Source organism: Pseudomonas sp. DSV-1 (assembly GCF_035830915.1).
GTDB lineage: Bacteria > Pseudomonadota > Gammaproteobacteria > Pseudomonadales > Pseudomonadaceae > Aquipseudomonas.
The window spans coordinates 4,802,702-4,817,376 of the sequence record NZ_JAYMYG010000001.1 but is presented as its reverse complement, the minus strand read 5'-3'; the positions used below and the strand labels follow the sequence as shown (position 1 = coordinate 4,817,376).

General features: G+C 58.3%; 10 protein-coding genes. 4 read left to right on the top strand and 6 right to left on the bottom strand.

Annotation, left to right across the window (positions count from 1 at the left end):
- Positions 1-69 precede the first annotated feature (69 nt).
- The 5 genes from hslU to VSQ83_RS22295 all read right to left on the bottom strand — a co-directional run bounded on the left by hslU (position 70) and on the right by VSQ83_RS22295 (position 7,062).
- A complete protein-coding gene (gene hslU / locus VSQ83_RS22315) occupies positions 70-1,404 on the bottom strand; it encodes an ATP-dependent protease ATPase subunit HslU (protein WP_133076762.1) in 1,335 nt (444 codons plus the stop codon).
- A gap of 68 nt (positions 1,405-1,472) precedes the next feature.
- Positions 1,473-2,003, bottom strand: coding sequence for an ATP-dependent protease subunit HslV (gene hslV / locus VSQ83_RS22310; RefSeq protein WP_003438754.1), 531 nt, complete (start codon positions 2,001-2,003; stop codon positions 1,473-1,475).
- A 243-nt stretch (positions 2,004-2,246) separates the two neighbouring features.
- The gene (locus VSQ83_RS22305) at positions 2,247-2,939 is read right to left on the bottom strand and encodes an SPOR domain-containing protein (RefSeq protein WP_133076761.1); all 693 of its coding nucleotides are present in this window, start codon (positions 2,937-2,939) and stop codon (positions 2,247-2,249) included.
- Position 2,940: 1 nt separating this feature from the next.
- On the bottom strand, positions 2,941-4,677 hold the full coding sequence (gene argS, locus VSQ83_RS22300; RefSeq protein WP_326427549.1) for an arginine--tRNA ligase: 1,737 nt from the start codon (positions 4,675-4,677) through the stop codon (positions 2,941-2,943).
- A 165-nt stretch (positions 4,678-4,842) separates the two neighbouring features.
- Positions 4,843-7,062, bottom strand: a complete 2,220-nt coding sequence (locus VSQ83_RS22295) for a primosomal protein N' (protein WP_133076759.1) — start codon at positions 7,060-7,062, stop codon at positions 4,843-4,845.
- A 219-nt stretch (positions 7,063-7,281) separates the two neighbouring features.
- Between VSQ83_RS22295 and rpmE the strand changes: the two genes are divergently transcribed.
- The 4 genes from rpmE to VSQ83_RS22275 all read left to right on the top strand — a co-directional run bounded on the left by rpmE (position 7,282) and on the right by VSQ83_RS22275 (position 12,070).
- Positions 7,282-7,533 (top strand): 50S ribosomal protein L31, encoded by a 252-nt coding sequence (gene rpmE / locus VSQ83_RS22290; protein ID WP_019825265.1) that lies wholly within the window; start codon positions 7,282-7,284, stop codon positions 7,531-7,533.
- 5 nt (positions 7,534-7,538) lie between these two features.
- On the top strand, positions 7,539-8,366 hold the full coding sequence (locus VSQ83_RS22285) for a thermonuclease family protein (protein ID WP_326427548.1): 828 nt from the start codon (positions 7,539-7,541) through the stop codon (positions 8,364-8,366).
- Positions 8,367-8,547: 181 nt separating this feature from the next.
- Complete coding sequence (locus VSQ83_RS22280) at positions 8,548-9,816, top strand: malic enzyme-like NAD(P)-binding protein (RefSeq protein ID WP_019825268.1); 1,269 nt, start codon at positions 8,548-8,550, stop codon at positions 9,814-9,816.
- A 223-nt stretch (positions 9,817-10,039) separates the two neighbouring features.
- Positions 10,040-12,070: a lipase family protein gene (locus VSQ83_RS22275; RefSeq protein ID WP_326427547.1), complete on the top strand. Its 2,031-nt coding sequence runs from the start codon at positions 10,040-10,042 to the stop codon at positions 12,068-12,070.
- 73 nt (positions 12,071-12,143) lie between these two features.
- Here the strand turns inward: VSQ83_RS22275 and VSQ83_RS22270 are convergent, their stop codons facing one another.
- A complete protein-coding gene (locus tag VSQ83_RS22270) occupies positions 12,144-14,567 on the bottom strand; it encodes a penicillin-binding protein 1A (RefSeq protein ID WP_442800256.1) in 2,424 nt (807 codons plus the stop codon).
- Between the last annotated feature and the right edge of the window lie 108 nt (positions 14,568-14,675).

The following is a 14,675-nucleotide window of genomic DNA, read 5'->3' as shown; positions in this document are numbered from 1 at the left end:
GCAAGATCCGTAGATCGTTGAAGGCCTTCGCCTTATCGCAGCCTGCAGCAGCGGCTACAGGTGTTCGGTTTACAAGATGTAGCGCGAGAGGTCTTCGTTCTCGGCCAGTTCGCCCAGGTGGCTGTTCACGTAGTCGGCGTCGATGCGAATAGGCTCGTCTTTCTGTGCGCTGGCAATATCACCGGCGCTGAAAGACACCTCTTCGAGCAAGCGCTCAAGCAGTGTGTGCAGACGACGAGCACCGATGTTTTCGGTTTTTTCGTTCACTTGCCAGGCAATTTCGGCCAGGCGCTTGATACCTTCAGGCAGGAACTCGATGTTCAGGCCTTCGGTTTTCAGCAGTTCGCGGTATTGCTCGGTCAGGGATGCGTGTGGCTCGCTGAGGATGCGCTCGAAATCTTGTGGCGACAGGGCCTTGAGTTCAACGCGGATCGGTAGGCGACCTTGCAGTTCTGGCACCAGATCGCTTGGTTTGCTCAGGTGGAACGCGCCAGAGGCGATAAACAGGATGTGGTCGGTTTTGACCATGCCCAGCTTGGTATTGACGGTGCAACCTTCGATCAGCGGCAGCAGATCGCGCTGCACGCCTTCGCGGGACACATCGGCGCCACCGACATTACCGCGTTTGGCAACTTTGTCGATTTCATCGATAAACACGATGCCGTGCTGCTCGACTGCTTCCAGGGCCTTGGCCTTGAGTTCTTCGTCATTAACCAGGCGACCGGCTTCTTCGTCACGCACCATTTTCAGTGCTTCTTTGACTTTCAGCTTGCGGCTCTTGCGCTTGCCTTTGCCCATGTTGGCAAACAGGCTTTGCAGCTGGTTGGTCATTTCTTCCATGCCAGGCGGCGCGGAGATGTCCACGCCAACGGCATCGGCGACTTCGATTTCGATTTCCTTGTCGTCCAGCTGGCCTTCACGCAGACGCTTGCGGAACAGTTGGCGAGTGTTGGAATCCTGCGGTACGGCGGCTTCTTCGCCGAATGTGCGGGCAGGAGGCAGCAGGGCGTCGAGGATGCGCTCTTCGGCGGCGTCTTCGGCACGGTGGCGAACCTTCACGATTTCCTGTTCGCGCAGCAGCTTGATTGCAGCGTCTGCCAGATCACGGATGATCGACTCGACGTCACGGCCTACATAGCCAACTTCGGTGAACTTGGTGGCTTCAACCTTGATGAACGGTGCGTTGGCCAATTTGGCCAGACGACGGGCGATCTCGGTTTTACCGACACCGGTAGGGCCGATCATCAGAATGTTTTTTGGGGTTACTTCAACGCGCAGTTCTTCGGGCAGTTGCATACGGCGCCAGCGGTTACGCAGCGCGATGGCTACGGCGCGCTTGGCGTCGTCCTGGCCGATGATGTGGCGATTGAGTTCGTGGACGATTTCGCGGGGAGTCATGGACATGGTAGTTGGCGTTCCTCTAGCTAAAGTAAGGTTCACAAACGGGCTGGCACTCCAGCCCGGCAGGCGTCTTATTCAGCGAGGTCCTGCTCCTCAATAGTGATGTTGTGGTTGGTGAACACGCAGATGTCGCCAGCAATACCGAGTGCTGTTTCAGCGATTTCGCGGGCCGACAGATCGGTTTTCATCAGCAGGGCGCGGGCTGCAGCCTGGGCAAATGCACCGCCCGAACCCATTGCGATCAAACCGTCTTCGGGCTCAACCACGTCACCGTTACCGGTGATGATCAGGGATGCGTCCTTGTTGGCAACTGCCAACATGGCTTCCAGGCGGCTCAGCGAGCGGTCGGTACGCCATTCTTTGGCCAACTCGACAGCGGCGCGAACCAGATGGCCTTGATGCTTTTCAAGTTGGCCTTCAAAACGTTCGAACAGAGTGAATGCATCTGCGGTGGCACCGGCGAAACCGGCGATTACCTGGCCGTGATAGAGACGGCGGACTTTTTTCGCGTTGCCTTTCATCACGGTATTGCCAAGAGAAACCTGGCCGTCGCCAGCCATGACGACTTTGCCGTGGCGGCGTACTGAAACGATGGTGGTCAAGGGAGAGTCTCCACGCAGCGGGGCGAAAATGCCTGATGGAAATACATATGGGGGTTGTCGCGGATTTTTCAACAGCGGGGAGGGAATGGGGATGAGCGGGGGGGCAGAATTTTGCGAGGGTGGTGTGGGAGCGGGCTTGCTCGCGATGGCATCACCGCGATTACCCTGACACTCCGGGTCGCCTGCATCGCGAGCAAGCCCGCTCCCACAGGGTGCAGTGGAACCCCGTGGGAACGGTTGCTGTCAGCGTCGTTGTTGCAGCAGCAAGTTGTTGAATCCGCCGCCCGCCAATTGCTTTTGGGCCACGGTCAATTGATCGCGGTTGCTGAACGGACCGACCAGCACCCGGTACCAGGTTTCGTCTTTTACCGTACCGGCTTCAACCGTAGCGGTCTGGCCCAGCAGGATGATTTGCGCCCGTACCTTTTCAGCATCGGCCTGTTTGCGGAACGAGCCCGCTTGCAGGAAGAACTTGGTGACCGGCGCCGCTTTGACGACAGGCGGCGCAGGAGGCGGTGTAATACCGCTCAGGGCTGCCTGGGCGCGGGCGGTGTCGATTTTTGCAGCTTCAGCCGGCGTGACCGGTGCCAGCGGCGCGGTTTGCGGCGTTGGCAGGGTCTTCTCGGGTACGGCTTCTGGCGGCACGATCACTTCAGACTCGGGCAGCAGGGTGTAGAAGTCGTACTTGGGTTTGGCCGGCTGGGTCGGGCTAGGCGCTGTCTTGTTGGCTTCCGCCGCTTTCGTGGCTTTGACCTGCTCTTGCTTGACCCGTTTGACGTCGTCGCCCTGGCCGGGCTCAAGCTTCATCAAAAACACGATAAATGCGCCAACGGTCAGGCCGATGGCCATCCATAGCCAGCCCGGAATCGGCTTTTTAGCCGGTGCCTGGTACCGACTGGCGCCGCGCTTGGGTGCAGGTTTTTTCTTGGCTGCCAACTTACATGCGCTCCAGAGTTTCCAGACCCAGCAGTTCCAGGCCTTGCTTTAGGGTACGGCCCGCCAGAGCAGCCAGGCGCAAGCGGCTTTGTTTTTGCGCTTCGTTTTCTGCGCTCAGGATCGGGCAGTTCTCGTAGAAGCTGGAGAACAGCCCGGCTACTTCGTACAGGTAGGTGCAGAGGGTGTGCGGGGTGCCTTTTTCAGCAACGTTGTTCAGCACTTCACCGAACTGTGCCAGCTTGGCTGCCAGTTCATGCTCTTGCGCAGCTTCAAGCACGATCTGACCCTGCACCTCTTCGAAGCCCTTGCCCAGCTTGCGGAATACGCCCGCGACACGGGTGTAGGCATACAGCAGGTAAGGTGCGGTATTGCCTTCAAAGTTCAACATCAGGTCGAAGTTGAAGCTGTAGTCACTGGTGCGGTGCTTGGACAGGTCCGCGTATTTCACGGCGCCAATCCCGACAACTTTGGCGATGGCGCGCAGTTCGTCTTCCGCCAGCTCCGGGTTTTTCTCTTTGACCAGCGTGTAAGCGCGCTCTTTGGCTTCGTTGAGCAGGTCGATCAGTTTGACCGTACCGCCATCACGGGTCTTGAATGGACGGCCATCAGCGCCGTTCATGGTGCCGAAGCCCATGTGCTCCATTTCCATCGGATGGGTGATGAAACCGGCCTTGCGGGCTACGGCAAACACTTGCTGAAAGTGCAGGGCCTGACGCTGGTCGACGAAGTACAGGGCGCGATCAGCTTTCAATACGCCGCTGCGATAGCGGATGGCTGCCAGGTCGGTTGTCGCGTACAGATAGCCACCGTCTGCTTTGACGATGATGACCGGCAGGGGCTCGCCGTCGGCATTTTTGAACTCGTCGAGGAATACGCACTGGGCGCCATTGCTCTCGACCAGCATGCCTTTGGCCTTGAGGTCGTTAACCACGTTGATCAGGTCGTCGTTGTAGGCGCTTTCGCCCATCACGTCGGCCATGGTCAATTTTACGTTCAACTGCTCGTAGATTTTCTGGCAGTGCGACAGCGAGATGTCCTTGAACTTGGTCCACAGCGCCAGGCAGTCCGGATCGCCGGCTTGGAGTTTGACCACCAGGCTACGGGCGCGATCGGCAAATTCCGGCGACTCGTCAAAACGTTTCTTGGCGGCGCGGTAGAAGTTCTCCAGGTCACTCAGCTCGTCGCTGGTGATCGGGTTTTCTTCCAGGTAGGCCATCAGCATGCCGAACTGGGTGCCCCAGTCGCCTACGTGGTTTTGACGAATCACGTCGTCGCCCAGGAACTCCAGCACGCGGGCCACGCCGTCGCCAATGATGGTGGAGCGCAAGTGGCCCACGTGCATCTCTTTGGCCAGGTTGGGCGCCGACATATCGACCACGGTGCGCATGGCTGGAGTGGCTTTGCGCACGCCGATTTTTGGATCGGCCAGGGCTGCGTCCAGGCGCGAGGCCAGGGCCTGGGTGTTCTGGAAGAAGTTCAGGAAGCCGGGGCCTGCAATTTCGGTCTTGCTGATTTGCTCATCGGCCGGCAGTGCGGCGATGATTTTTTCAGCCAGATCACGGGGCTTCATGCCCGCAGGCTTGGCCAGCATCATGGCGATATTGCTGGCGAAGTCGCCGTGGGTTTTGTCACGGGCGTTTTCCACCTGAATCGCTGGCGTCAGGCCTTCAGGCAACACACCTTCTGTGACGAGTTGAGCTAGGGCTTGTTGAATCAGCTGGCGAATGGTGTCTTTCATGGTCTTCTCTTTCGACCGCAAGCGCGGTAGCGCTTCAGTGCGCAGGTGGAAAAACTGGGCATTATCCGTTGCCGGGTCGGCCTTGCCAACCATAGCAGGCGGGTTATGGATCTGCGGTGTTCGGTTATTACTGCAAAACGGTGGGTGCGGGTGTCATGAGGTGACTTAATAAAGGTCTACCGGATCCACATCCAACGACCAGCGAACCTGGCGACCGCTGGGCATTTGTTCAAGGGCCAGCAGCCATTGGCTCAGCAATCGATGCAGCGGCCCCCTGGCGTTGGCTTGCAGTAACAACTGGGCGCGGTAGCGCCCCGCGCGGCGTTCCATCGGTGCGGGCACCGGGCCGAGCAGTTCGATGCCGCCCAGATTCAATTCGGCCAGCAGGCGTTCAGCCTCGGTGCAGGCCTCATCCAGAAAACCTTCCGCCTGTCCGGGTTTATGGGCTTCGGCACGCAGCAGCGCCAAATGCGCGAAAGGTGGCAGCCCCGCAGCCCGACGCTCGCTCAAAGCCTGTTCGGCAAAGGCAAAATAGCCCTGCTCAGTGAGCTGGATCAACAACGGATGGTCGGCCAGATGGGTCTGGATGATTACCTTGCCCGGCTCTTCGGCGCGGCCCGCACGGCCTGCGACTTGAACGATGAGTTGGGCCATGCGCTCGCTGGCGCGAAAATCACCGGAGAACAGGCCGCCATCGGCATCCAGAATCGAGACCAGCGTCACCCGTGGGAAGTGATGGCCTTTTGCGAGCATTTGCGTGCCGATCAAAATGCACGGTTGACCCTTTTGAATGGTGGCAAACAACTGGTTCATCGCGTCTTTGCGCGAGGTGCTGTCGCGATCGACCCGCAGCACGGGGTAGTCGGGGAACAAAATCCCCAGCCGCTCTTCAGCGCGCTCAGTCCCTGCGCCTACCGGGCGTAAATCAACCTTGCCGCATTGCGGGCAATTGCGTGGAACGCGCTCGACGTAGCCGCAGTGGTGGCAGCGCAGTTCGCCGGAGCGCTGATGAACGGTCATGCGCGCATCGCAGCGTTGGCACTCCGACATCCAGCCGCAGTCATGGCATAACAGTGTGGGGGCAAAGCCGCGGCGGTTCAGAAACACCAGGACTTGTTGGCCGGCAGCGAGAGTCTGACCGATGGCTTGTTGCATCGGGCCGGATATCCCGCTGTCCAGCGGGCGGCTTTTCACATCAAGACGCAGGAAGCGAGGTTGTTTGGCCCCGCCAGCGCGCTCATTCAACCGCAGCAGGCCATAACGACCGGTGTAGGCGTTGTGCAGGCTTTCAAGAGAAGGTGTCGCGGAGCCCAGCACGATGGGGATGTTTTCCTGCCGAGCTCGAACCAGCGCCAGGTCTCGGGCGTGATAGCGCAAACCTTCCTGCTGTTTATAAGAGCCGTCATGCTCTTCGTCGATGATGATCAGCCCGGGGTTTTTCATCGGGGTGAACAGCGCAGAACGAGTGCCAATAATAATGTCGGCCTCGCCATCCCGTGCCGCCAGCCAGCTTTCAAGGCGCTCACGGTCGTTGACCGCCGAATGCACCAAGGCGATGCGCGCATTGAAGCGCTGCTCGAAACGGGCCAGGGTTTGCGGACCAAGGTTGATTTCGGGGATCAACACCAGTGCCTGCTTGCCCGCCTGCAGGGTCTCGCGGATCAACTGCAAATACACTTCGGTCTTGCCGCTGCCGGTCACTCCGGCCAGCAAGAAGGCATGGAAGTGGTCAAAACCTGCGCGAATCGCTTCGTAGGCCGCCCGTTGCTCGCTGTTGAGCGGCAGCTCTGGTTGGGCCAGCCAATGTTCGTGACGCTCGCTGGGTGCGTGCCGGCGCACTTCAACGGTCACCAGTTCTTTGGCCAGCAGCAGGTCGAGGCTGTCTTTGCTCAGCATCAGCTTGCTCAATAGCTGATGCGCCACGCCGTGGGGGTGTTGGGCAAGCGTGGCCAGTGCTTCACGCTGGCGCGGTGCGCGGGCGATGCGCGGATCGTCCATCCGGGCGCCGGGGGCTATCTGCCAGAAACGCTCCTGGCGAGTCTCGGCCAGTTCGCCCTGGCGCAGCAAAACCGGCAGCGCCCAGCTCAGGGTGTCGCCCAGGCTGTGCTGGTAATACTGGGACGTCCACAGGCACAGCTTAAATAAGGAAGCCGGCAGCGGCGGCACGGCGTCGAGCAGGGCAATCGCCGGTTTGAGCTTGTCGGCCGGGACTTCGCTGTGATCGACCACTTCGACCAGGATGCCGATCATCTCGCGTCGCCCAAACGGCACCCGCAGGCGCATGCCCGGCTGGAGTTGACTGCGCAGCACGCCAGCAGGCGCCCGGTAATCAAACAGTCGGCGCAGGGGGGAAGGCAGGGCAAGGCGCAAAATGGCGTCGGGCACGCGGGGCTCTCAAGTGATGAACGGCAAAGATGGCCCGGAGCCTAGCAGACAAAGCCCTGCGGGACTAAAAGGCCAGGTGCTGAAAGATGAATGATTTTTGATGGAGCATGCTTGGCCGCTTGCGTCAATGCAAAGGTCTGGTATTATCGGCGCCCTAATTTTACGTGCGGTATTCAACAATGGTGTTGAGTGGCGGCACGCTAGCCCGAGGAATACCCCATGAAAGCCGATATCCATCCAGCGTACGAAACAATCCTGGTAACTTGCAGCTGCGGCAACAAGTTCGAAACTCGTTCGAACCTGTGCAAGCCACTGGGCACTGACGTATGCAACGAGTGCCACCCGTTCTACACCGGTAAGCAGAAGACTCTGGACATTGGCGGTCGTGTTGATCGCTTCAAGACTCGTTTTGGTGCTTTCGGCGCTAAAGCAGCAGCTCCAGCAGCAGAAGCAGAAAAAGCAGCCGAGTAAGGCTGATGACCTTGAGCAGCCTTTCGGGTCTGGTCAGGTTATTGAAAAAGGCGTCCCTTGCGGGCGCCTTTTTTATGCCTGCGATTTGGTTTTCCGGCGCTTGGGCTGCGCCGCTTTGCCCGGCCCCTGGCGCTGTTTCCTACGCGTTGGTAGAGCGCGTGTCCGACGGCGACACCTTGCGTCTGAAGGATGGTCGCAGCGTGCGCATGATCGGTATCAATGCTCCTGAAACAGGTAAGAAAGGCCAGTCCGCCGAGCCTTTTGCTGGCGCAGCCCACAAACGCCTGCAAGCGCTGGTTGCGCGCAGCGATGGCCGGGTCGGGCTGTTGGTGGGTACGCAGGCCCAGGACCGTTATGGTCGTACCCTGGCCCATGTGTTTGGTGCTGATGGCAGCAATCTAGAAGCCCAGCTTCTGGCAGATGGCCTGGGGTATCAGGTGGCGATAGCGCCCAATGTCGCACTGCTCGATTGTCAGCAAGCGGCTGAGCGCAGTGCCCGGGCAGCAGGCCTGGGGCTTTGGCGGCAATCGCCGGTGCTGGCGCCGCAGCAAATCAGCCGTTCAGGCTTTGCTCTGGTGGGCGGTAAGGTCGACAAGGTGCAGCGCAATCGTGGGGGGCTTTGGATCGATATGCAGGGTGGTTTGGTGCTGCATATTGCACCCAATCAGTTGGCCAATTTCGATCAGAAAACCCTTGCTGGCCTGCAAGGTAAACAGGTCGAGGCCAGAGGCTGGGTGCTGGATCGTTCGCGTCGAGGCGGGTTAAAGGAAGGGCAGGCGCGCTGGATGTTGTCTTTGACTCATCCGGGGATGCTGAAAGTGGCAGCGCATTAAAAATTGTAGACAATTTTTAATATAGATTGTGAACACTCTAGCCCTTATGGGGCGCGGCTCTTGGGCCAAAGTCGTAAGGCAAAGCCCTTGACACTGCTGACTGGTCAGTCTTGTCGGGACTTTGCGACACGCGTATGCTCGGCGATTCGTCTGTCCAACAGCAAAAAAGCGGAATGCCCACATGTCTGATTTGAAAACCGCCGCTCTCGAATACCATGCCCAGCCCCGTCCAGGGAAACTGAGTGTCGAGCTCACCAAACCTACCGCTACAGCCCGCGATCTAGCGCTGGCTTACAGCCCGGGTGTAGCCGAACCAGTACGCGAAATCGCCCGCGACCCTGAACTTGCCTACAAATACACTGGCAAAGGCAACCTGGTAGCCGTGATTTCCGATGGCACCGCTATTCTGGGCTTGGGTAACCTCGGCCCATTGGCCTCCAAGCCTGTTATGGAAGGCAAAGGCGTGTTGTTCAAGCGCTTTGCCGGTATCGATGTATTCGATATCGAAGTTGACTCCGAGAGCCCACAGGCTTTCATCGACACCGTAAAACGCATCTCCATCACCTTCGGCGGCATCAACCTCGAAGACATCAAGGCACCTGAGTGCTTTGAGATCGAACGTGCTCTGATCGAGCAGTGCGATATTCCTGTATTCCACGATGACCAGCACGGCACCGCTATCGTGACCGCGGCCGGCATGATCAACGCCCTGGAAATCGCTGGCAAGACCCTGTCTGACGCCAAGATCGTTTGCCTGGGCGCCGGTGCAGCAGCCATCTCCTGCATGAAGTTGCTGGTGAGCATGGGTGCAACCATCGAAAACATCTACATGATCGACCGCACCGGCGTGATCCACTCCGGCCGTGACGATCTGAACCAGTACAAGGCGGTATTCGCCCACGCAACCGAGAAGCGCACCCTGGCTGACGCCATGAACGGCGCAGACGTGTTCGTTGGCCTGTCGGGTCCGAACCTGCTGAGCGCTGAAGACTTGCTGCGCATGGCACCTAACCCGATCGTGTTCGCGTGCTCGAACCCTGATCCGGAAATCTCGCCGGAACTGGCTCACGCCACCCGTGACGACGTGATCATGGCCACCGGTCGTTCGGACTACCCGAACCAGGTCAACAACGTACTGGGCTTCCCGTTCATCTTCCGTGGTGCTCTGGACGTTCGCGCCAAGCGCATCAACGAAGAAATGAAAATCGCAGCGGCCAATGCGCTTCGTGAACTGGCCAAACTGCCAGTGCCACAAGAAGTGTGTGACGCCTACGGCGGCATCAAGCTGGAATTCGGTCGTGAATACATCATCCCGAAACCAATGGACGTGCGCCTGATCACCCTGATCTCCGACGCAGTTGCCAAAGCGGCTATCGAGACCGGTGTTGCAACCCTGCCATACCCGAAGAACTACCCGCTCAAAAGCGTTGATGACGTCTTCAACGGCTAAACCCGTGTAGCGTGTCAACTCAAGCCCCGGCGCTGCAAAGCGTCGGGGCTTTTTAGTTTTTGCAGGGCTGGATCATTTATCAGCTCGTAGGAAGACGGGATTATTCCACATAAAAAATAGGATCTTTCTTACATAAAGTCCCGCGATCATCCGTTAGCGTCACTCCTTTATTTTAAGGGTGCTTTTTTCTGAAGTTTGCCCTCTGTGCCTATAGGAATCACGGATGTTCACGCCCTCACGTCAGAAGCGCAATAGCAGGACCAGTTTTCAATTGATTGACGAGCGAGGCGCAGGTGAGCCCTATGCAGGGTTGGTCTATGAGCTCGTAGACAGGGAAGGAAAGAAGCACAGCGGCCATCTGGATGCCACTGGAGTCGGTGAGGTTGGCAATCATCTTGTAGAGCCAGTTGCCATCACGTTCAGGCAGTTATATAGCGGTCGCAATGATGTGTATTCGCGGCTAATCCATCGCAAGCATTACCCCCTCAAGATTACCGAGCTTCAGGTCAGGGCCGAGCACACCCGATACCTCAATAAAAACGGCGCCCGCACGCAGCATAAACCGCTACCTATCGATGCCTGTACCGATTACTTCCAGGTTGAAGTCCGACACCTTGTCGAGCATGTTTCGCACTTGCCGCCTATGGTCGATTGTCACCACCCCCTTGAACGCGGCCCACTTGGGGTATCCCTGGCGGTCGGTCGTCATGCCTTGCTGGAAGTTCGGCCCTTGCGAGCCTTGTGCCCGTTGCTGTCTACCGATTCGCAGTTTTGCGCGCTGAATCTTTACCAGTTGGCATTGATGGCCACGTTGAGCAATTGTCCTTTCGAGCACGCCACAGGCAAGTCGCGAGTGACCACGCCCTGTGCGGAGTTGAGCATGGGGGACTGGCAGGTCAGCCCGGAGCAAGCCAAGTCCTATTACCCGCTGTATGAAGAGGTGGCGTACTCCAGACGACTGGAAATTGTTCCTTTTGACCCTGTGCTGTATCCGGTCAATAACCCTCTTGGTGGGGCGGATCAGCAGACTCCGACCAGTGTGCATTTTCGCGGTGATATTCGTTTTGGATCAAAAGGTACAAGTGCACAAACCTTTGTGACCCATAACGACAAAGTCATTTTGATTGCGGTTCGAGGCACCTGCTCCTGGTCCGACCTCTTGCAGGATGCAGATGCCCCTCAAGTGCCGTTTGAAGAAGGCGAGGGAAAGGTGCATGGCGGTTTTTACGAAGCTGCACGGCAGGCGTTTGAGCTTGTTGATGCTTATCTGGATAAATTCCATGCCGGGCAAAAAGTACTGGTCTGCGGTCACAGCCAGGGAGGGGCAATTGGTTTGATCCTTGCGCAGATGCTGCGTTTGCGCCGGGCTTGCGACGTACGGCTCTACACCTATGGAGCCCCTCGTGCAGCAGATGGGGCCTTCGTCAATGCAGCCAGTGGGCTGGTGCATCAGCGCATGGTCAACCATCACGACTCGATCCCCAGTGTCCCTGGAAGCTGGATGAACAGCCCGTTATCGGCTTATCGCGCAGGTTCGGTGCTCAGCTTTACGAATGTGCCTGCAGGTTTTGGGGTGTTTGTGGCAGGCCTGAGCCAATTGCTTGGGGAGCCTTATCAGCATCACGGAACCTTGCGTCACTTCATGCCGGTGGAGTTTGGTCAGGGGCAGGTGTCGCATGTGATGTGGGGGCCGTTGAGCGATACCGTCACCCAGCATGCTGTGAGTCACGCGATGCTTGAGCAAAAAATCGGCGTGCCAGAATCCGATGGGCTGCTCAAGCAACGGGTCGACGTTGGCCAGCAGTTCATGGTCGACAGTTACATTCCGAGCAGTTGGGCGGTTCTGCGTCGAAGCCAGCAAGCGCTGAATGCCCATTGCTCGCTGGTGACGGAGCGTGAAGTACTGTTTGTGGATCAGGCACTTGAACACGTCGCCCAACAACTGCGGGCTCACTACCGTGAGGTAATGACGCGGGCCGACGGTGTATTTGAACAGCAAGTACGAGTCATGAATCTGTTGATGCGCGAGATGGGCAACGTCCAGAAAACCCGCGAGGGGCTATACCAATTGAGGTTCAGGGTGCCCAGTCGCAGAGATGTATATGGAGGGTTCGCGCAGCACTGCGATGTCCTGGCCGAAAGCCTGGCGCGCTGGGAGGCACACGCCGAAAGTACCCGTATCGATCAGCTGGCCATGGCGCCGGTAGCTGAGATGCTCGACGGGACTGGTCCCTTGAAGTACATGCTCGCTTGAGCAAACTACAAGTTACACGCGAACAACCGCTCTTCACCTGCAACTTGTAGCTAAGCGCTCGCTGCTCTCTTCGTCAGAAGAGATCTATTGGAGCCCCATCATCTGCCGGCAGCGGGCTGCCAGGCGCTACGCTGTTGCCCAGTTCGCTGTTGGTCGGCGGCGTATCTTCGCTCTTGAACAGCTCAAAGTAGGCGCCTGGCGTTCCAGGGGAAGCGATACGGCCACTTAACGGGTCAATCCGCAAGCTGAGGATGCCTTCGGGTTCAGGCAACGTATGAGCCGGCTTGCCCTTGAGCGCGCCACCCATGTAGGTCATCCAGATCGGCAGGGCTACGGTGCCACCATATTCCCGACGGCCGAGGCTTTCAGGTTGGTCAAAGCCGGTCCATACGGTAGTCACGTAATCGGCGTTGTAGCCTGAGAACCATGCATCCTTGGACTCGTTGGTCGTACCGGTTTTACCCGCCAGGTCGGTGCGTCCCAGCGCCAGGGCGCGGCGACCAGTACCGAGCTTGATCACGTCCTGCAGCATGCTGGTGAGAATGTAAGTGGTGCGGCCGTCAACAATGCGTTCGGCCACGGCTTGCGTCTCGACGGTAGGCAGGCCGGGTGCTGCATTGATGGTGTCGATGGTCAGCGCTGCAGCTTCTGGCGGCACATCCTTGCCTGCGGCTTTGGGCACGCTTGGCGGGTTGGCCACGAACAGGGTCTCGGCGTTGCGGCTTTCGATCTTGTCGATCAGATACGGCGTGATTTTGTAACCACCGTTGGCGAACGTGCTCCAGCCGGTAGCGATCTCCATAGGCGTCAGGGTTGCAGTTCCCAAGGCCAGCGACAGGTTGCGCGGCAGGTCCTGCTTGTTGAAGCCAAACTTGCTGATGTAGTCGACGGTGCGGTCGACACCCAGGCTTTGCAGCAAGCGGATCGAGACCAGGTTGCGAGATTTGTACAGGGCCTCTCGCACGCGAATCGGGCCGAGGAAGGTGTTGGTGTCGTTCTTTGGACGCCAGACCTTGTCCAGGTACTCGTCGACAAACACGATCGGTGCATCGTTCACCAGAGTGGCGGCGGTGTAGCCGTTATCCAGCGCGGCGCTGTAAATGAAAGGCTTGAAGCTTGAGCCTGGCTGGCGTTTGGCTTGCATCGCACGGTTGTAGTTGCTCTGCTCGAAGGCAAAGCCTCCCACCAGTGAGCGGATAGCGCCGTTGTTCGGGTCCAGGGATACCAGCGCACCTTGTACGGTGGGCACCTGGCTGAACTTGTAGCTGCCATCGGTCTGCGGCTGCACGCGAATCAGGTCGCCGACCTGAGCGACATCCGAAGGCTGCTTGGGCATTGGGCCCATGCTGTTGGTATTGAGGAACTTGCGTGCCCATTTCATGGTGTTCCAGGAAACGTGAACTTCGCCGGTGCGGGTCAGCACTTGCAGGCCGTCCTTGTCGACCTGGGTCACGATTGCAGGCTCCAGGCCGCTGATTGCCCGTTGCTTGGCCAGCTCTTGAGTCCAGACGGCCAGGGTCTTGCCCGGCAGGCGCGACTCGGGGCCTCGATAGCCGTGGCGCTGGTCATAGGCAATCAGACCTTCGTGAACTGCAGTGTTGGCGAGCTCCTGAAGGTCGCTTGGCACCGTTGTTGTGACGCGGAAACCTTCGGTGTAAGCCTCGCTACCATAGCGTCCGACCATTTCGGCCCGGGCCATTTCAGCGATGTAAGGCGCGCTCACTTCCGGGGTTGGCACGTGGTAGCTGGCGTTTACGGGCTCTGCGACAGCAGCTTCGTAGCTGGCCTGATCAATCTTGCCCAGCTTGTACATGCGGCCCAGGATCCAGTCGCGGCGCTCTTTGCTGCGTACCGAATTGGCCAGTGGATTAAAGCGCGAAGGGGCCTTGGGCAGGCCGGCAATCATGGCCATCTGCGCCAGGCTCAGGTCGCGGATCGACTTGCCGTAGTAAACCTGCGCAGCGGCTTCGATGCCGTAAGCGCGGTTGCCCAGGTAAATCTTGTTCACATACAGCTCAAGGATTTCGTCCTTGGTCAGTTCGCGTTCGATTTCCAGTGCCAGCAGGATCTCGTTGGTTTTGCGCGAAAAGCTGCGCTCGCTGGACAGGAAATAGTTCTTCGCCACCTGCATGGTGATGGTGCTGCCACCTGATTGTATGTGTCCGCTTTTTACCAGTTGGGTAGCGGCACGCATCAGGCTACTGGGATCAACCCCGTAATGATTGGCGAAGTTGTCATCTTCTGCAGAGAGCAGGGCATTGATGAAATTGGGGGGAATGTCGGTGAACTTGATTGGAGAGCGGCGCATTTCGCCAAACTCTGCGATCAACTTTCCGTCGCTGGTGTAGACCCGCAAAGGAATCTGCAACTGGATGCTTCTCAACGACTCTACGGACGGCAAGCCAGGACTAAGATAGAGAAACGCGCCGCTCAACACGAGCAACAGCCCGCAGAACACAGCAACGAAAGACCACCCGAAAAACTTCAGCAGACGAATCAAGGCTTTTGGATTTCCAGATTAAGAAATGGGTTTGCACGTCAGGGTAGTGCGCAGCTGCGCCGGGTCGACGATACGGAAAAAAACGCACGGCATTATAAGCATTTT